Here is a 16,218-nt window from a genome sequence, read left to right on the forward strand (position 1 = left end):
ACTATGACGCGCGCATTGGATCGGGATTTCGGCGCCAACGGCCCGTTACCCTCGCATCTAAGCAAGTCGTAGACCAATAGACGGCGGCATGCGGCTTGCTGGGATGACGGCATAGAACGGATCCCAAGGGCCATCAGAGCCGAAGCAGGAATTCAGATGAGATTTGCCAAATCAATTCGACATGTCACCTTTCTCGCCACTTGGGTTCTCACCGCCACCAACCTTCCGGCGGCCGAGACCAATGTGGCGGTCGCTGCCAATTTCACCGAACCCGCCAAGGAAATCGCAGCTGCCTTCAAGGCGAAATCCGGCCATGTGGTTGTGCTGAGCTTCGGTTCCAGCGGGCAGTTCTATGCCCAGATCACCCAAGGCGCGCCATTCCAGGTGCTGCTCGCCGCCGACGACGCCCGACCGAAGAGGCTCGCGGAGGATGGACTTGCTGTTCCCGCCAGCCGCTTCACTTACGCCATCGGCAAGCTGGTGCTGTGGAGCAAGATACCCGGCCTGGTGACCGGCGAGGAAACCCTCAGGGCTTCGAGCTTTGCGAAGCTGTCAATCTGCAATCCCGTTGCCGCCCCCTACGGTGCGGCCGCGGTTGAGGCAATGAAAGCCCTGAAGATCTACGACAGACTGCAATCGAAACTGGTCGAGGGCGCCACCATCACGCAAGCCTACCAGTTCATCGAGACCGGCAATGCCGAGCTTGGCTTCGTTGCGCTGTCTCAACTGGCGGGTCCGGCGACCGGCTCGCGCTGGCTGGTGCCCCAGGAACTCTATTCGCCGATCCGGCAGGATGCCGTGTTGCTGAAGGACGGCGCCGCCAACGAGGCCGCAACCGGGTTCATGACCTTCCTGAAGGGGCCGGAAGCCCGCGCCATCATCGAAAAGTACGGCTACGTCCTCGCCGGACAGAGCTGAACGGCATGGCTGGGCTGCCGGCTGTTCGTCCTGCAAGACTCCAAGAAGACAGGCTCACCGGACATCGGCACGGCACTTGTTGAAACACCCCCGGAAATTTAGTCGGACCACCCATGCGAGAACCCGCCATGACGCCAGACTTCCACGACATCAACCCCAACCATCTGGCTGCCATCGTTTATCGCCCCGACGACGACGTCGATGCGCTGCTCGCCGACTTCGCGACCGCTTTGCTGCGCGACGGCCAGCACATCGGCGGCATCGTGCAGCGGAACCTGAAGGATGAGCTCGGCCGCCCAAACGGCATGCACGTCATCGACCTGACGACCGGACGGCAGATCTCGATCTGTCAGCCGCTCGGCACCGGCGCCACCGCCTGCAAGCTCGATCCCGCCGGGCTGGCCGAAGCCTCGATCGCGGTATCACGTGCTGTCGTCGAAGACGCAGAACTCATCATCGTCAACAAATTCTCCAAGCAGGAGGTCGCCGGGCATGGCCTGCGCAGCGAAATCGCCGAGGCGATCATGGCCGGCTGTCCGGTTTTGATCGCCGTACCCGAAAAATGTCTGGATGCCTGGCGCGATTTCACCGGCGATCACGGCACCACATTGCTGTGCGCAATCAATGTCGTCGAGGAGTGGTGGCGAGACGTTTCGTGTCAACGAGCAGGCGCGCGCGCCGCCATGAAGGCGGGCGCGCCCCCCGGTGCTACTTTCCGATCATAACATCGGACGACTTGATGACGGCAGAAACGCTGTCACCAACCTTCAGCGCGAGTTCATCGACCGCCTCGTTGGTAATCGATGAGGTCACCATCAGCCCCGAGGCGAGCTCGATCTTGACATGCGCCGTGGTCGATCCCTTGGTCACTGCTACAATTTTGCCGGGCAGAATATTACGAGCGCTAAGCTTCATGAATTCTATTCCTTCGATATCGAGTAAGCAGATTTCTTTCCGCAGCATTGACGCTACTGCAATCTTCCCGATGCGTCATTCGGTTTCGCAGCAGCGCCGTACTTGCGACACGTCGGGCGACAGCGGTTATGGCATATCGATTGCTTATGCCTTCACATGGCGTTCGCCACAGGCAATCCCCACGGAGTTACGACATGCTCGGAATCGGAGACAAGCTGCCGTCGTTCAATATTGTCGGTGTCAAACCTGGCTTCCACGTGCAGGAGGAAAAGGGACAGAGCGCCTTCGAAACGCTCACGGAAACGAGCTTCCCCGGGAAATGGAAGATCATCTTCTTCTATCCGAAGGATTTCACCTTTGTGTGCCCGACGGAAATCGCTGAGTTTGCACGAATGTCCGGGGATTTCGCGGATCGGGACGCAGTCGTTCTCGGAGGATCGACCGATAACGAGTTCGTCAAGCTGGCCTGGCGCCGCGACCACAAAGATCTGCATCATCTGCCAATCTGGCAATTCGCTGATACCAGGGGCTCGCTGGTCGACGGCCTCGGCGTTCGCTCCCCCGATGGCGTTGCCTATCGCTACACCTTCATCGTGGATCCCGACAACGTGATCCAGCATGTCTACGCAACCAACCTCAACGTCGGCCGCAACCCGAAGGATACGCTACGCGTGCTCGATGCGCTGCAGACCGATGAATTGTGCGCCTGCAATCGTGAAACGGGCGGCGAAACCCTCAAGGTGGCGTGAGGCACATGTCGATCGATGATTTGAAGGATCGCATTCCGGATTTTGCCAAGGACGTCAGGCTCAACCTGTCCTCCATGGCCGCCGATGAATCACTCAGCGCTCAGGCCAAGTACGGCCTGTTCGTCGCTTGCGCCATCGCAACACGCAATCCGACGGTGATGGCGTCGATGGAAGCGGCGGCATCCGTCCATCTTTCACCGACAGCGATGACGGCGGCCAGGTCGGCCGCCCCCATCATGGCGATGAACAATATCTACTATCGTTTCGTGCACCTTGCCTCAAACAAGGAATACGCCACGATGCCGGCGCGGCTGCGCATGAATGTGATTGGCAATCCGGGCGTCGACAAGACCGATTTTGAACTATGGTCGCTGGCAGTATCGGCGATCAACGGCTGCGGCGCTTGTATCGATGCGCACGAGAAAGTACTTTTGGTCGCCGGCGTCACATCCACCGCGATCCAGACTGCGGTGCGATTTGCCGCGATCATCCAGTCAGTCGCGGTGTCGATCGAAGTCGGCGGACTCGAACTGGCTGCAGCGGCAGAGCAATCCTTACCCGCGCGGCACTGAGTTTGTTAAATATCCCGCGACGACTTCCGTCGCGGGATATTTTCATTCGACTTCCGAAATGTCGTGCGGCAGGCGGAAATCAAGCGGACTCGCTGCCGTTCCACCGACGAATGCGCCGAACCTACCCGAACTTGAACAGAACACCGTAACCGCCGCGCGGATAGCTCCACTCGATATCGCCACCGGGCTCACCGATGACCCGACAGGTACCACATTCGACACAGCCATCGACCGTGACTTCGACCTGGCCGCTGTCGCTGAGTTCGTAACAGCGGGCCGGACATACCTTCAGCAAGGTCAGCAGCGCCGGCGATGGTGTCGTATGCGGGCGCACCTTGATGTGCGCACGGCCGGCATCGACCAGGTAGCGGTTATAGAACAGCTTGTCCTCAACGCGGACGGCGGGCACTGTCGTCATGTTTCGATCTCCATGGTGAGGGTCGATCAGAGTCTTTCTCGGTCAGTCATCGCCAGGCTCGGGCGAACCGGAACGCATCCCCGAAGAGCCCGGTCCATGAGCGTGCCTTGACGAAGGAACGTATGGTGCTCTTTTCCTTTTCCACCTTTGGCGTGCCATCGACGCGCACGAAATTCTGCATCGCTTTTGACACCAGTTGCGGATAGGTGAGAAAGAAATTCCGCGACTGGATATGCATCAGCGCCGGCATATCCTTGTATTTCTTGAGATCCTTGATGACGAACGAAGCGTCCAGCATTGTCTTGTACAGCGCCAGATTCTTCGCTGTCATCGGATCCTTGCGCGACTTGATCTGGAAGATCGCTTCGGCGGCGATGCGGCCGGAGGTCATCGCGAGGTTCGAGCCCTCTCGGTGGATGGCGTTGTTAAGCTGCGCAGCATCGCCAACCACGACCCAGCCTTCGCCGTAGAGTTGCGGGATCGCGTTGTAGCCGCCTTCCGGGATGAGGTGCGCCGAATACTCCTTGACTTCCGATCCCTCGATCAGCGGCGCCACCGACGGGTGCTGCTTGAAGCGCTCAAGCAGGCCGTAGGGAGTCTCCCCGGTCTTCTGGAAGTCGGCGACGAGGCATCCGATGCCAAGCGACACGCATTCCTTGTTGGCATAGATGAACCCCATGCCCGTCATGCCTTGTGAGATCGTGCCGGCCGCTTCGATGACGGTGCCTTCATCGCCCTTGAGGTTGAACCGCGCCTCAATCGTCTCGCGCGGCAGAAAGTGCATTTCCTTGACTGCCAACGCGACATTGTCGGCCTTCGGCCGCTCACGCAGATGCGCGCGAGTCCCCAGCAACCCATTGACGCCTTCGGCCAGGACCACCACGTCGGCATGGACCTCGCCGTCGTGACGGTCGGTGCGCACGCCGATCACTTTTCCATAGGCGTCCTGAGCCAGTTCGACCACGGTGGTCTCGCACAGCACGACGGCGCCAGCTTCGCGAACCTTGGAGGAAAACCACTTGTCGAACTGGGCACGAATGATGGTGTATCGATTGGGTTTTTCTTCGTTGAAATCGTCGGAGCGATAATGCAGTCCGACATGGGCGCGATCGTCCATCATCCAGAAACGTTGCTCGACCAGATGGCGCTCCAGTGGCGCATCTTCGCGGAAGTCCGGGATCAGCTTCTCCAGCATGTCCGCGTAAAGGATGGCCCCCTGAACGTTCTTCGAGCCCGAATATTCGCCGCGTTCAAGCTGCAGCACCTTCAACCCGCGCTGCGCCAGGGTGAGTGCAGCGGCATTGCCGGCCATGCCGGCGCCGACAACGATCGCATCGAATCTCTCTTCGATCATGGCACGCTCCTCTAGCTTGCGAGTCGGTCGCGGGAATGCGGTGACAGCCGTGCACGGAACGCCTCGGTCAGCGCCGGCAGCAACCGGATGGCGTCGGTGACGATCCCGATATGGGCAAATTCGAAGATCGGCGCGTTCCTGTCGGTGTTGATGGCGACAATCATGTCGGCGCCCTCGACGCCGACGCGATGCTGAATCGCACCCGAGATGCCAGCCGCGATGTACAGCTTGGGCCGGATGGTCTTACCGGTTTGCCCGATCTGCCGGTCCGAGGTCACCCAGCCCTTCTGCACCAGCGGGCGCGAGCAGCCATACTCGGCCCCGAGTACTGCTGCGAGTTGCCGCACGAGCTGGAAGTTCTCCGGCGACCCCAAACCGAGCCCGCCGGCCACCACAACATCGGCGAAGGCCAGGTTCGAGTTGGCCGATTCACGGTCGGGGAGAAAGGACAGAACCTTGGTGACGATGTCCGCCTCGATCAGTCCGAGCGGATGGCTGACGATGCGTCCGACCGGGCGTTCGACCCGGTCCGGCATCTGCATCACGCGCGGCCGCACCGTGGCCATCTGTGGCCGGTAGTTGAGGGTGTAGATGGTGCACATCAGCGATCCGCCGAAGGTCGGCCGTGTCGCGGCGAGCGAGCCATCCGTATCGACATCGAGCGCCGTGCAATCCGCCGTCAGGCCGGTGAGCAGCGTGGTGGCCACCGAACCGGCGAGATCGCGGCCCAGCGTGGTCGCGCCGAGCAGCAGGATCTCGGGCTTGTAGGTGTTGACGACGTCAGTCAGCGCCTTGGTGTAGGACTCGTTGCGGTAGTCGGCCAGCAGATCGTCTGCGACAACGTAAGCGAGATCGGCGCCGTAGCAAAAGGCCTCGGCGGCCGCCTGACGCGTCGCTTCGCCCTCCGGCCCGACGACGACCGCCGCGAGTTCAACCTGGAGCTTGTCGGCAAGTTGCCGGCCAGCGCCCATCAGCTCCCACGACACCGGATGAACCAGGCCACGTTCCTGCTCGATGAACACCCAGACGTGCTTATAGCCCTTGAAATGCTCCGGCAGTTCCTTCTTTGTCGCTGCGCGTCCGGCAGCGGCAGGGGCTGGAGCTTTGATCGGTTCGCTCATCGTCGTTCCCTTCAATATCCGCGTGCCAGCGTGATAAGGTCCGCTTCGAGTTTCGGCTGCCGCTTGAAGATGCCCTCAATCAGTGCCTCAGCCGGCGGCTTGTCACCGATGTCGATCATGATCGCTTTCTCGGCGCGGGGTGCCGGTGCGAAGACCTTCTTGACGATGGTCGGCGAGCCCCTCAGGCCACATTTTGAGATATCCTCGACGCCGGCGTCCTGCGCACTCCATTTCACGATGGTGGAGCGAGCAGCGCGCAAGGCGTCGATCATGGCGCCGCGGCGGATTTCATTGGTCGCTTCCAGCATGGTGATGAGGCATGGCAGCTTGGTGCGCAGCGGCTGCACACCGCCTTCCGAGCGCCGCTCCACCTCAATGGTACGCCCCGCAAGATCGAGCGCACCGATCTTGGCCACATAGGTGAGCTGCAGCAGATCCAGCCGCTTCGCGATACCGGGACCAACCTGCGCGGTATCGCCATCGATGGTCTGCTTCCCAGTAAAAATGATGTCCGGTGCGCCATAGATCTCGCCGATCTTGCGGATAGCAGTAGCGAGCGCATAGGTGGTCGCCAGCGTGTCGGCACCGGCAAAGAAGCGGTCGGTCAGCAGGACCGCACGATCGGCGCCGAAGGTCAGCGCCTTGCGCAGGCTGTCTTCGGCCGACGGCGGCCCCATCGTCAGTACGGTCACTTCACCGCCAAACTTGCCGCGCAGCGCAAGGGCGGCCTCGAGCGCGAACAAGTCGTAGGGGTTGATGATCGTCGGTACGCCCTGGCGCATGATTGTGTTGGTGACCGGATGAACGCGGATCTGCGCCGAATCCGGAACTTGTTTGATGCAGACGACGATATGCATGCGATGACTCCGCGTCAGCTCGATGGCCTCAACAGAACAGGTTAGCAAGTGTCATACCAGCCGCCGCAGCGGCCGAAAATCGATGCTCACACAACGAATTGAACGAGAGCCGACATTCTTCGACGCGCATCGGCGCATGCTGAAACGAAACAATTGCGACACGCGTCGGGAAAGCGACAGCAGAGCGACGACGTACAATCGACGCGTCAACACGCCGCCAGGTCGCGCGCATGCATTGCACGTCTCCCCGCAGTCAGCAGGACGCGCCAAGCAAATGGAGTCTACGACCGTCGGCCTATTTCAGCGTCGTAAGCGAAACGAAATTCTGTGGCTTCGGAGGTGCAACAGCGTCTTTCAAGACCTTGAACACCCGCTGGTCGAGCGGCGACGACGCCAGGAAGTCCGCATAGGCCTGTTCGAGAACCGCCTTGCATCGTTGCGTGACATCGGCATCGGACATGCCTGCAAAATCTTCGCTGACGAGATATTGCCCCATCCGACGAAGAATATGCAGTCTCACCACATTGAGGTGCTTGGGGTCGTAATCAACGCCGAGCAACGCAAAAAAATCCTCCGCCGAGGATGCCTTGTTCAATTGATCGAGGACGCCCGACAGTTCCGATTGCGAGGTTGAAGAGCCTTTCATGGCGTGTCTCCTTCAGATCGATGAACTACATCCGCGCCGCCCCTGTCGTTGCGGTCCGGCGCGGTCCCTTCACGGACGCGCTTCTGCAGATGCGCGAGCCGCGCTTCGAGAAACTCGACGCGGTCCAGCACGACAGAGATCGCTTCGCTGACTGGATCGGAGATCAGGTGATGGTCGAGGTCGATGTGCCCTACGGCACGCCGGTGGCTCAATTGCGGGCGCACGACACGCGCGGGAATGCCGACGACCGTTACGTCCGGCGGCGTACTCTCTATGACGACAGAATTGGCGCCGACGCGGGTGCCTTGTCCGACAACGATCGGCCCCAGGATTTTCGCGCCAGCGCCCACAACCACGCGATCTTCCAGCGTGGGATGGCGCTTGCCGGGAAACCACGAGGTGCCACCCAGCGTGACGCCATGATAGAGCGTGACGTCATCGCCGATTTCCGCGGTCTCTCCAATGACAACACAGGCGCCATGGTCGATGAAGAACCGGCGGCCGATTTTTGCGCCGGGGTGAATATCGACGTTGGACAGAAAGCGGCCAAGCCAGGATAACAGTCGCGCCGAGAAGCGCCATTGGTTCGCCCACAGGCGGTGGGCCATACGATGCCAAATCAGCGCATGAACGCCCGGATAGGTCAGAAGTGTTTCAAACTCGCTGCGCGCAGCGGGGTCACGCAAGCGAACGCAAGCGACGTCTTCCCTGATGAGGCTCAGTAGCGACGGCTTGGCGGTCGTCGCCTCCGTGCTCGGTCTACTGACCGGAAATTCCATTGCGTCGGTCATGTGAGCCTCAAGCGCAATTGGGCAGGTGCTCGTTGCGGATCTCGCGCCAAATTTGCGCGACGGTCTCGCGGGCCACCGGACCCTTATGAGAAACCGCATATTCGCGGACGCGCGCCAGAATGCCGCGCGTCTGCTCCGGGTCCGCCGGCATGTGAAGATCCGAGAGCAGAGACGTGATTGACGCAAGGCCGGAGTGCTTGCCGATGACGATCCGGTTCGAGCGGCCGAACAACGACGGATCGAGCGACTGGTAGGTGTGCTGATCCTTCAGTAGCCCGTCGACATGGATACCCGATTCGTGGGTGAAGACGTGCTCCCCAACAATCGCCTTGTTGAGCGGAATCACTCTGGCCGCAGCCGTCGCCACGATTGCCGCAACGTTGCCAAGCTGGGACAACACAATGCCCGTCTCGCGCCGGTACAATTGCCGCAGCGCCACGGCAACCTCCTCAAGCGGTGCATTGCCGGCACGTTCGCCGAGCCCGATCACGGTGACGGAGGCATGGGTGGCACCGGCCTTGATTGCTGCAAGGGTGTTGGCCGTCGCCAGACCCAAATCGTCATGACCGTGAAACTCCAATTCGAGTTCGGTGGTCGCGCGTAAGGCTGCCATCAACGCGTAGCTGGCGTCGGGGTCGAGCACGCTCAGCGTATCGGCGACCCGAAACCGACGCGCGCCTGCTGCCTCTGCCTCTGCCACGACCTCGATCAGAAATCCGATATCGGCGCGTGACGAATCCTCACCACCAACAGCAACATCCAAACCCTTGCTACGCGCGTAGCCCACCACGCGTCGGAGCATTTCGAACGCATTGGAACGCTTCCCTCCGAGTTTCGCAGCGATTTGCACGTCGGACACGGGAACAGACAGATTGACCATCGAAGCGCCCGACGCTATTGCCGCGTCAACATCCTCGATACGCATGCGGCACCAGGCAATTGTGGTGAGCGGCAGTCCGGCCTCGACAATCGCGCGGATCGCGGTGATTTCTTCGCGACCCATCGCCGGTGTGCCGGCCTCGATCTCGGGAACACCCGCGCGCGCCAAGGCACGAGCGATTGCGACTTTTTCAACGGTGCTGAATGCCACACCCGGCGCCTGCTCGCCGTCCCGCAGCGTTGTGTCGTTGAGGACAACCCGAGCAGTTCGGCCGATTCCAACGGCTGCGCGATCAGAACGAAGGCCGCTGTGGGCCTTATCGAATTTCTGCGGCTCGCTCATCAATTAGGCCCCCTGATGTAACGGCGTCGCAACACGATCCCGGACGCACCCTCATAGGTGGATACAGAGCAACCGGCATGCCATCGCCCGTCGCATATATGTCATTGTTTTCGCTTTTATTTTTTGCTTCGACCAATTGTCGCAATCGCGACAGCGTCACGAACCTGACGCGATGTCTCGACACGTTCAGGGCTGAACCAGTATCTATTGCGGCACCAGATCGGGTCACGCACTCATCTCTGTTTTCGTCGCAAATGCACGATCACATCGATGCGCGAAATGGCGTATCCCGGCAGAGGCTCCGGCAGATTGTCAAGGATGACGCCTGGCGCGGGAACGTCGAGCAGCCTGTCCTCCTGATCGACGAAGAAGTGATGATGCGCTGTCGGATTCGTATCGAAGAAAGACTTCGATCCATCAACGCCGATCGACCGCAAGAGCCCGGCTTCCGTGAAGTGATGCAGCGTGTTGTAGACCGTCGCCAGCGAAATATGAACGTTCGCGGCCTTCGCCTCCTCGTGCAGCATCTCCGCACTGACGTGACGACCACCCTTTGAAAACAGCAGCCAGCCGAGGACCAGCCGCTGCCGTGTTGGTCGAAGACCGGCCCGGCGCAGCAGATTGACGTTATCGCTCTGGAAGATTTCCGTATCCCGAGCGCCGAACATGAGCTCAGATGGAACGTCGTTCTCGGCGGTGATGGTGGAGTCCGCCGAGACCATGTCCCAGTTCGCCGTTGTGACCTCCATGAACGCTACCTCGGTTACAATGAGAGAGATGCTGCCTGCGAAGCGGACGCCTGCAGCGAAGATTCGCGACGCCGGTCCGCCATCCGGCTTTCACCGGTTTCGTCGCCGAAGCAGATGTCGAAGTCACTGCAGTCAGTGCACACGGGCGTCGTGCACATTACGAAGCCGTCCTGCTCGCAGAGCATGCGATAGAAGAAGCGCTTCCACCGCATGTTCTGGGTATTGCGGCTGGCCATAGGAGCGAAATGTCGCAACAGCAGGCGCGTCAGCTCGGACCGATCGCGAAGGCCGAGATCCTCCCACAAATGGTTCGGCTCCATCGCCCGCCGGGCGATCATCGCCGCAAGCCAGCGACTAACGTCGCCATCGGTCGACCGATGGGTCAGCAACAGGTCGCGCACCATGGATGTTTCGTCGTCTTCCACCGCGACAGCATCGCGGCAAGCGAATACAGCGACAGCGTCAACGTCGGGAAACCATTGTAAAAGGAGGCTGACGATATCTGCGGTCGCGAGACCGGCACCAATCGCGATGCCACCGCAGTCCGACGCGGCAGCCGCAAGGATCGATGCCAGGACATGCTTGTCGAAATTGAAATCGTCGTCGATCAAAGCGTCAGATGAGCCGAGGCCTGTCAACATGCGGTAGGTTGCCGCCCCCAGGTTCTCAACGTTGTCGTCCTCGCCCATGGCAGCATCACGAACAGGCGGAGCCTCAATCAAGATTTCCTGCGGTGCCACCATCATTGCAAGCCGCTCCAAAGCCGTTTGTCCAGGCTCAAATCCAGATCGCGCGCGCATCTCGTTCAGCGGATGCGGCTGGTAGAAGCCGACCCCTCTTGAGAGGGGCCGGGTCGTCTCGATTGAAAGTCCTCAGGCGGACATCGCTGCCAGCTGATCGGCGGCGAGTCCGGCGGCGGTCTTGCCGACAACGCTCTCGTCGACCGGCTTCATGATGCCGTGCTCCATCAACATGTCCTCGAGTTCGTCCATGGTGATCGGGGTCGGGATGATGCCCTTGCCGCCGTTGGCGTGGATCTTGGTCGCCAGCGAACGGTAATGCTGGGCCTGTTCGGATTCCGGCGCGTATTCCAGAACCGTCATGCGGCGCAACTCGGCGTGCTGCACGATGTTGGCGCGCGGCACGAAGTAGATCAGGTGGGTGCCGAGCTTCTTCGCCATTGCTTCGGCCAGCTCCAGCTCCTTGTCGGTCTGGCGTTCGTTGCAGACCAGACCGCCGAGGCGCACGCCGCCGGAATTGGCGTATTTCAGAATGCCCTTGGAGATGTTGTTGGCGGCATACATTGCCATCATCTCGCCGGACATCACGATGTAGATTTCCTGCGCCTTGTTCTCGCGGATCGGCATCGCGAAGCCACCGCAGACCACGTCGCCCAGCACGTCGTAGGACACGTAGTCGATGTCCTCGTAGGCGCCGTTCTCCTCGAGGAAGTTGATCGATGTGATGACGCCGCGACCGGCGCAGCCGACGCCGGGCTCCGGACCACCGGACTCCACGCATTTGATGTCGCGGTAGCCGACCTTCATGACCTCTTCGAGTTCGAGATCCTCGACGCTGCCGGCGGCGGCGGCCAGGCTGAGGATGGTGTCCTGCGCCTTGGCATGCAGGATCAGCCGGGTCGAATCTGCCTTGGGATCACAGCCGACGATCAGGATCTTGTGTCCCATCTCGGCTAGCGCCGCCAAGGTGTTCTGCGACGTCGTCGACTTGCCGATGCCGCCTTTGCCGTAGAAAGCGATTTGTCGTAGTGCAGCCATTTTGTTCTCCATGAACCGATTGCAATTGAGCTCGCGCGATTGCACGAAACTTTTTCTGTTACAGAACCGGGCACATGGGTTACGGGAAGGAGCGCATCACTCGTCAAAGCGTCTGCGTGCACTCAGCCCTCACTCCTTGTTCCACCCCCTCAATAGCAACCGCCGTGCCATTCGCGCTAAGCTGATGATTCAGCTTCTGAAACATCAAATTTTTTCAATTTTTCTGGAAGCGGCAAACGCGACAGGTCGGTCCGGCTGTCTGGCGGCTGTTGGAAATCAGACAAGGATGTCACGATCGTCGCGGGCCGGACGCTGCCGCCTCGTGCGCTGCGACGTCCCGTGCGAATTCCGCATCTGCTTGCCCGGAATGGAATTTGCTTGGAGCCCTGCGGGCCCTACGACCGTACATGCTCGCAATCTCACGGAGGCTGAAATGCAGATTGGCGTCGAGACTTCAAAAGCCGTCGACCAGCGTCGGGTCTTCGTCATCGACGAGGATGAAATCACGCGCGCTGCATTGCAGTTCATGCTGCATGATGAAATCGAGACCCACGAATTGATCAGCCCCGAAGAGGCCTACGACAAGGGCGTCGGCTGGCTGCAGCCGCATGTCGTATTGCTCGGCGTATCCTTCCTTCGAGACAGGGGCAGCTCGCTGATCGGAGAACTCACGGCGAAATTTCCCGGCGTGCGCGTTCTCATCGTCTGTTCCAAAGCCGACGAGGCCGTCGCCATCGAGGGACTGAAGGCCGGGGCGCATGGCGCGATGGTCAAACCGCTGACGCTGGAAGCTGTCCGCAAGAAGGTCGACACCATCCTGGGCCGCGGCGGCGCATCACCGCTCGTTCAGCTCAGCGTCCTCTGACGACCACGCCCCATGACGGAAATCATCTTTTACGAGAAGCCCGGCTGCAGAACCAATGCCCGGCAGAAGCTGCTGCTGGCGGCTGCAGGCCATGTCATCACCGCGAAGAACCTCCTGACGGAGCCCTGGACCGGCGACCGCCTGCGCGAATTCTTCGGAGCGACTCCGGTCGCTTCGTGGTTCAATGCTGCCGCTCCCCGCATCGAATCGGGCGAGATCGATCCCGGGGCATTCGATGCCGCCGCGGCGCTGGCGACGCTGGTCGAAGATCCGCTCCTCATTCGCCGGCCGCTGGTAGAGGCGAACGGACTGCGGTGCGCAGGCTTCGATCGCGAACCCGTAATATCGCTGCTCGGCGGCACCGCGAACGCTGACGCCGAAGGCTGCAGTCGTCCTGGACCGTCGCAACACTGTCCGGACCCTGACCCGACATCGAAATCGTCAGCCCTATGATATTTTCAACGACATCGCGCCCGCGCATGACGCTGGCTCGTTTCCGATTGGCTACAAGGCCTGGAGCGCCACGCCTTGTAGCCGCCGAATGATGCCGGCAAACAGATCAGCGTCGCGTCAGGACCATGACCAGCCGATCGACCCGCTTGCCCTGCTTAAAATGCGACTCGACGATCTCGTCGATATCTTCCGCAGTGGTCGGTCGGTACCAGATGCCTTCCGGATAGACGACCATCAGCGGACCGGCGCTGCAAAAGCCGAGACACCCAGATGCGGTGAAGCCGATATCGCCGAGCCGTTGCGTCTCGAGAGCCTTGGCCATTCTGTCCCATAGCGGCTGCGCACCGGCTGCGCCGCAACTTCCGCGCGGATGACTGGGCGGACGTTGCGTGTGACAGGTAAAGACGTGATGCTTGTAGAGTTGGGGGATTTCGAACGCGACGTCCTCTGCCGTGTCGCTCATGTGGCCGCGCTCGCGATGCCCTTGTCGGCGAACAACACCGCAAGCTCTCCCTCCTGAAACATCGCACGCACGATATCGGCGCCGCCCAGGAACTCACCTTTGACATAGAGCTGGGGGATGGTCGGCCAGTCCGAAAATGCCTTGATGCCCTCGCGAACCTGCGGGTCGGCCAATACGTTGACCCCCTTGAACGGAACGTTCAGCCCGTTCAGAATCTGCACGACGCTGGCGGAAAAGCCGCATTCCGGCGCCGCAGGGACGCCCTTCATGAAAAGAACGATATCGTCGCTCCCGACGATTCCCTTGATACGCTCGACGGTGGGGTTGGTCATGTTCGGTCCTCTCGACTTGTGTTGGTGTGTGGGTGGCGGAGCAAAACCGGTCCAGTCATTTCAGCACGATCGTTTCGAGCGCTAGCGCGTGAAGCGCGCCGCCCATCTGTCCCTGCAAGGCCTCGTAGACCATCTTGTGCTGCTGGATCCGGCTTTTGCCGAGGAACGCCCCCGACGTCACACGCGCCCCGTAGTGATCGCCGTCTCCCCTGAGATCGACGACAACGACCTGCGCGTCCGGGAAGGACTGCTTGATCAGGCGTTCGATTTCGATTCCGTCCATGGCCATTGCGACGCACTCCAGGGGTCTATCGCCATCGCCATGCAAGCTCTAAACCAACTTGCAAGGCATCGTTGATATCAGCAGGACCACGTTGCAAATGCCGAAACGCTGAACGGCATTTTAATTTTCCTGATTGTTGCGAACTCGTCGGCTGGCCGGTGTCGTGTTTCCGACATCCGGGCTGTTGCGAATGCGACTTGATCAGCGACCGCCCACCTGTCGACGCCTGATTGTTGTTGGTTTTTCACGTTTCCGGCGCACGGCCCGGCTCTTGCTTTATGGGACGAACGTCTAGCACCGGAGCAGCACAAAAATGCGATCCGCCTTTCCCCACCGATTTGCCGTCATCCTCGGTACCAACGAGATCGCATCTGCCGTTGCAGTCCAGCTCTGTCGGAGCAATTTCCGGACTGTGCTGTCGCATGATCCGCTGCCGCCCGTGATACGCCGCAAAATGGCCTTCCACGACGCCCTATACGACGATGGTGTTGCCGTCGAGGGTATTGGCGCCCGACGCGCCGACACCGGACTTCAGATCGGGACGAGCCTTGCACAAGAAAACGGAGTCACCGTTACCGAACTCGGGCTTCTGGACCTGATCGTGGTTCGGGCCATTGACGTTCTCATCGACGCGCGCATGCAGAAATATCTCGCGACACCCGATTTGCGCCGACTTGGCCGTTTGACCATTGGCCTCGGCCCCGGCTTTGCAACCGGCACCAATTGCGACGTCGCGATCGAGACCCGGCCCACAAAGGCCGGACGCATCATTCGCGAGGGACATACCGATCAACCCGACGGCGTCTCGCAGCAACTCGGTGGCCATGCCGGCGAACGCTTCGTGCGCGCGGACTTCACCGGCCGATGGAATACCGCGATCGAAATTGGCACGCGGGTTTTCAAGGATTTTGTCGTCGGCCACTTGGGGACGATACCGGTACGCGCTCCTTTTGATGGAATCCTGCGCGGAATTGTCCGCGACGGGACCGAGGTGCCTGCCGGCGCCAAGCTGCTCGAAGTCGATTCACGCGGCCGAAACGCGAACTGGACAGGGACTGACGAGCGCGGACGGCGGATCGCGACGGCTGTGACTGAAGCTATTTCGAGGGACAGCGCGGACGTTTCTGGATCGACCAAGCAACCGTTGCATCTGGTAAAGTGAGGATCTCGGTTGAGTACCTCCACGGCTGCGGATGAGGATCTGCTCAGAGAGCCCGCCCCCATCGCCTTCGGAGAGCTGCCCGAAGCCATCGACTCGCTGCTGCAGCGAGGTGTCATTGCCTATCGGCATGACCGGTCGCGCGCCGACGGTCTATTCCGGCAGGCGCTCGCCGCCGCGCCGGAAGTGCTGCCCATCAACTTCTGTCTGTACAAGATCCACACCTATCAGGGCCACCTGGATCAAGCGCAGAACGCCGCCGAGAGCGGCCTGAAGGAGGCGGCCAGCCAGGCGCAGTGGCACCTCGACTGGCGTCAATGGCAGTCGCAAACCACGTTGCCGGATGGCCCCGGCCGCTTCGCGCTCTACACATTGAAGGCGCTCGCCTTCATTCAATTGCGGCGAGGAAATCCGCGACAGGCCGCGGAGATGCTTGGCACGCTGAAGCAACTGGACCCGGCGGGGACTGTCGGATGGCCCGTCGTCGCCGCCCTCGCCGAAGGCATCAGCTAAGCGAAGCTTCTATGGCACTGGGCTTGCAAGTGGCTCCGAGACAACATCCGATTGCGGAGA

22 protein-coding genes are annotated in these 16,218 nt (G+C 60.7%); 8 read left to right on the plus strand and 14 right to left on the minus strand.

What is annotated here, in order from left to right:
* Positions 1-156 precede the first annotated feature (156 nt).
* Positions 157-918 (plus strand): molybdate ABC transporter substrate-binding protein, encoded by a 762-nt coding sequence (gene modA, locus ACUXVA_RS01485; RefSeq protein ID WP_265081865.1) that lies wholly within the window; start codon positions 157-159, stop codon positions 916-918.
* A 128-nt stretch (positions 919-1,046) separates the two neighbouring features.
* A complete protein-coding gene (locus ACUXVA_RS01490) occupies positions 1,047-1,643 on the plus strand; it encodes a DUF2478 domain-containing protein (protein ID WP_445490510.1) in 597 nt (198 codons plus the stop codon).
* On the opposite strand, the gene ACUXVA_RS01495 is transcribed toward ACUXVA_RS01490, so the two are convergent.
* Positions 1,627-1,833, minus strand: a complete 207-nt coding sequence (locus ACUXVA_RS01495; protein WP_265081864.1) for a TOBE domain-containing protein — start codon at positions 1,831-1,833, stop codon at positions 1,627-1,629. The genes ACUXVA_RS01490 and ACUXVA_RS01495 overlap by 17 nt on opposite strands.
* Before the next feature lie 194 nt (positions 1,834-2,027).
* Here ACUXVA_RS01495 and ACUXVA_RS01500 point away from each other — a divergent pair, with 194 nt between their 5' ends.
* Positions 2,028-2,582, plus strand: coding sequence for a peroxiredoxin (locus ACUXVA_RS01500; RefSeq protein ID WP_265083556.1), 555 nt, complete (start codon positions 2,028-2,030; stop codon positions 2,580-2,582).
* 5 nt (positions 2,583-2,587) lie between these two features.
* Positions 2,588-3,154 carry a carboxymuconolactone decarboxylase family protein gene (locus tag ACUXVA_RS01505; RefSeq protein WP_445490512.1) on the plus strand — a complete coding sequence of 189 codons (567 nt, stop codon included), beginning with the start codon at positions 2,588-2,590 and terminating at the stop codon, positions 3,152-3,154.
* Positions 3,155-3,275: 121 nt separating this feature from the next.
* Here ACUXVA_RS01505 and ACUXVA_RS01510 read toward each other — a convergent pair whose 3' ends face one another.
* The 10 genes from ACUXVA_RS01510 to nifH all read right to left on the minus strand — a co-directional run bounded on the left by ACUXVA_RS01510 (position 3,276) and on the right by nifH (position 12,090).
* Positions 3,276-3,572, minus strand: coding sequence for a ferredoxin family protein (locus tag ACUXVA_RS01510; RefSeq protein ID WP_265081862.1), 297 nt, complete (start codon positions 3,570-3,572; stop codon positions 3,276-3,278).
* Between the two features lie 46 nt (positions 3,573-3,618).
* The gene (locus ACUXVA_RS01515; RefSeq protein ID WP_265081861.1) at positions 3,619-4,926 is read right to left on the minus strand and encodes an FAD-dependent oxidoreductase; all 1,308 of its coding nucleotides are present in this window, start codon (positions 4,924-4,926) and stop codon (positions 3,619-3,621) included.
* Positions 4,927-4,937: 11 nt separating this feature from the next.
* The gene (locus ACUXVA_RS01520) at positions 4,938-6,047 is read right to left on the minus strand and encodes an electron transfer flavoprotein subunit alpha/FixB family protein (RefSeq protein ID WP_445490515.1); all 1,110 of its coding nucleotides are present in this window, start codon (positions 6,045-6,047) and stop codon (positions 4,938-4,940) included.
* Between the two features lie 11 nt (positions 6,048-6,058).
* Positions 6,059-6,904 carry an electron transfer flavoprotein subunit beta/FixA family protein gene (locus tag ACUXVA_RS01525; protein WP_445490517.1) on the minus strand — a complete coding sequence of 282 codons (846 nt, stop codon included), beginning with the start codon at positions 6,902-6,904 and terminating at the stop codon, positions 6,059-6,061.
* A 295-nt stretch (positions 6,905-7,199) separates the two neighbouring features.
* Positions 7,200-7,550: a nitrogenase stabilizing/protective protein NifW gene (nifW, locus tag ACUXVA_RS01530; RefSeq protein WP_445490519.1), complete on the minus strand. Its 351-nt coding sequence runs from the start codon at positions 7,548-7,550 to the stop codon at positions 7,200-7,202.
* Positions 7,547-8,341: a serine O-acetyltransferase gene (gene cysE / locus ACUXVA_RS01535; RefSeq protein WP_265081859.1), complete on the minus strand. Its 795-nt coding sequence runs from the start codon at positions 8,339-8,341 to the stop codon at positions 7,547-7,549. The genes nifW and cysE overlap by 4 nt, the downstream gene beginning before the upstream one ends.
* Before the next feature lie 7 nt (positions 8,342-8,348).
* A complete protein-coding gene (nifV, locus tag ACUXVA_RS01540) occupies positions 8,349-9,563 on the minus strand; it encodes a homocitrate synthase (RefSeq protein ID WP_265081858.1) in 1,215 nt (404 codons plus the stop codon).
* Positions 9,564-9,796: 233 nt separating this feature from the next.
* Complete coding sequence (gene irr, locus ACUXVA_RS01545) at positions 9,797-10,231, minus strand: Fur family transcriptional regulator Irr (RefSeq protein ID WP_265083555.1); 435 nt, start codon at positions 10,229-10,231, stop codon at positions 9,797-9,799.
* Positions 10,232-10,326: 95 nt separating this feature from the next.
* Positions 10,327-11,058 carry a nitrogen fixation protein NifQ gene (locus ACUXVA_RS01550; protein ID WP_413776444.1) on the minus strand — a complete coding sequence of 244 codons (732 nt, stop codon included), beginning with the start codon at positions 11,056-11,058 and terminating at the stop codon, positions 10,327-10,329.
* 126 nt (positions 11,059-11,184) lie between these two features.
* On the minus strand, positions 11,185-12,090 hold the full coding sequence (gene nifH, locus ACUXVA_RS01555) for a nitrogenase iron protein (RefSeq protein ID WP_265081857.1): 906 nt from the start codon (positions 12,088-12,090) through the stop codon (positions 11,185-11,187).
* Between the two features lie 433 nt (positions 12,091-12,523).
* On the opposite strand from nifH, the gene ACUXVA_RS01560 reads away from it, so the two are divergent.
* Both ACUXVA_RS01560 and ACUXVA_RS01565 read left to right on the plus strand, forming a co-directional pair.
* Positions 12,524-12,955, plus strand: a complete 432-nt coding sequence (locus ACUXVA_RS01560; protein ID WP_265083553.1) for a response regulator — start codon at positions 12,524-12,526, stop codon at positions 12,953-12,955.
* 12 nt (positions 12,956-12,967) lie between these two features.
* Positions 12,968-13,408 carry an ArsC/Spx/MgsR family protein gene (locus tag ACUXVA_RS01565; RefSeq protein ID WP_445490523.1) on the plus strand — a complete coding sequence of 147 codons (441 nt, stop codon included), beginning with the start codon at positions 12,968-12,970 and terminating at the stop codon, positions 13,406-13,408.
* A gap of 106 nt (positions 13,409-13,514) precedes the next feature.
* Here ACUXVA_RS01565 and ACUXVA_RS01570 read toward each other — a convergent pair whose 3' ends face one another.
* From ACUXVA_RS01570 to ACUXVA_RS01580, 3 genes are read right to left on the minus strand one after another with little or no spacing between them, the layout of a single operon-like run.
* Complete coding sequence (locus tag ACUXVA_RS01570; RefSeq protein ID WP_265081855.1) at positions 13,515-13,871, minus strand: (2Fe-2S) ferredoxin domain-containing protein; 357 nt, start codon at positions 13,869-13,871, stop codon at positions 13,515-13,517.
* Positions 13,868-14,203 (minus strand): Grx4 family monothiol glutaredoxin, encoded by a 336-nt coding sequence (gene grxD, locus ACUXVA_RS01575; RefSeq protein WP_265081854.1) that lies wholly within the window; start codon positions 14,201-14,203, stop codon positions 13,868-13,870. The genes ACUXVA_RS01570 and grxD overlap by 4 nt, the downstream gene beginning before the upstream one ends.
* Before the next feature lie 55 nt (positions 14,204-14,258).
* Entirely contained in the window at positions 14,259-14,492 is a 234-nt protein-coding gene (locus ACUXVA_RS01580; protein ID WP_265081853.1) for a BolA family transcriptional regulator, read from the minus strand.
* 307 nt (positions 14,493-14,799) lie between these two features.
* Here ACUXVA_RS01580 and ACUXVA_RS01585 point away from each other — a divergent pair, with 307 nt between their 5' ends.
* Together ACUXVA_RS01585 and ACUXVA_RS01590 are read left to right on the plus strand one after the other, a co-directional pair.
* Positions 14,800-15,648: a xanthine dehydrogenase gene (locus tag ACUXVA_RS01585; RefSeq protein WP_265081852.1), complete on the plus strand. Its 849-nt coding sequence runs from the start codon at positions 14,800-14,802 to the stop codon at positions 15,646-15,648.
* A 9-nt stretch (positions 15,649-15,657) separates the two neighbouring features.
* Positions 15,658-16,158, plus strand: a complete 501-nt coding sequence (locus tag ACUXVA_RS01590; protein ID WP_265081851.1) for a hypothetical protein — start codon at positions 15,658-15,660, stop codon at positions 16,156-16,158.
* The last annotated feature ends 60 nt before the right edge of the window (positions 16,159-16,218 follow it).

The sequence above is a fragment of the Rhodopseudomonas sp. RCAM05734 genome (assembly GCF_052658035.1).

Coding starts and splice junctions, on each gene's coding strand:
- ACUXVA_RS01500 (WP_265083556.1), top strand. CDS start 2,028: ATGCTCGGAATCGGAGACAAGCTGCCGTCGTTCAATATTGTCGGTGTC.
- ACUXVA_RS01505 (WP_445490512.1), top strand. CDS start 2,588: ATGTCGATCGATGATTTGAAGGATCGCATTCCGGATTTTGCCAAGGAC.
- ACUXVA_RS01570 (WP_265081855.1), bottom strand. CDS start 13,871: ATGAGCGACACGGCAGAGGACGTCGCGTTCGAAATCCCCCAACTCTAC.
- ACUXVA_RS01550 (WP_413776444.1), bottom strand. CDS start 11,058: ATGATGGTGGCACCGCAGGAAATCTTGATTGAGGCTCCGCCTGTTCGT.
- cysE (WP_265081859.1), bottom strand. CDS start 8,341: ATGACCGACGCAATGGAATTTCCGGTCAGTAGACCGAGCACGGAGGCG.
- modA (WP_265081865.1), top strand. CDS start 157: ATGAGATTTGCCAAATCAATTCGACATGTCACCTTTCTCGCCACTTGG.
- ACUXVA_RS01495 (WP_265081864.1), bottom strand. CDS start 1,833: ATGAAGCTTAGCGCTCGTAATATTCTGCCCGGCAAAATTGTAGCAGTG.
- grxD (WP_265081854.1), bottom strand. CDS start 14,203: ATGACCAACCCCACCGTCGAGCGTATCAAGGGAATCGTCGGGAGCGAC.
- ACUXVA_RS01520 (WP_445490515.1), bottom strand. CDS start 6,047: ATGAGCGAACCGATCAAAGCTCCAGCCCCTGCCGCTGCCGGACGCGCA.
- ACUXVA_RS01560 (WP_265083553.1), top strand. CDS start 12,524: ATGCAGATTGGCGTCGAGACTTCAAAAGCCGTCGACCAGCGTCGGGTC.
- ACUXVA_RS01510 (WP_265081862.1), bottom strand. CDS start 3,572: ATGACGACAGTGCCCGCCGTCCGCGTTGAGGACAAGCTGTTCTATAAC.
- nifH (WP_265081857.1), bottom strand. CDS start 12,090: ATGGCTGCACTACGACAAATCGCTTTCTACGGCAAAGGCGGCATCGGC.
- ACUXVA_RS01585 (WP_265081852.1), top strand. CDS start 14,800: ATGCGATCCGCCTTTCCCCACCGATTTGCCGTCATCCTCGGTACCAAC.
- nifV (WP_265081858.1), bottom strand. CDS start 9,563: ATGAGCGAGCCGCAGAAATTCGATAAGGCCCACAGCGGCCTTCGTTCT.
- irr (WP_265083555.1), bottom strand. CDS start 10,231: ATGTTCGGCGCTCGGGATACGGAAATCTTCCAGAGCGATAACGTCAAT.
- ACUXVA_RS01525 (WP_445490517.1), bottom strand. CDS start 6,904: ATGCATATCGTCGTCTGCATCAAACAAGTTCCGGATTCGGCGCAGATC.
- ACUXVA_RS01490 (WP_445490510.1), top strand. CDS start 1,047: ATGACGCCAGACTTCCACGACATCAACCCCAACCATCTGGCTGCCATC.
- ACUXVA_RS01580 (WP_265081853.1), bottom strand. CDS start 14,492: ATGGCCATGGACGGAATCGAAATCGAACGCCTGATCAAGCAGTCCTTC.
- ACUXVA_RS01515 (WP_265081861.1), bottom strand. CDS start 4,926: ATGATCGAAGAGAGATTCGATGCGATCGTTGTCGGCGCCGGCATGGCC.
- ACUXVA_RS01565 (WP_445490523.1), top strand. CDS start 12,968: ATGACGGAAATCATCTTTTACGAGAAGCCCGGCTGCAGAACCAATGCC.
- nifW (WP_445490519.1), bottom strand. CDS start 7,550: ATGAAAGGCTCTTCAACCTCGCAATCGGAACTGTCGGGCGTCCTCGAT.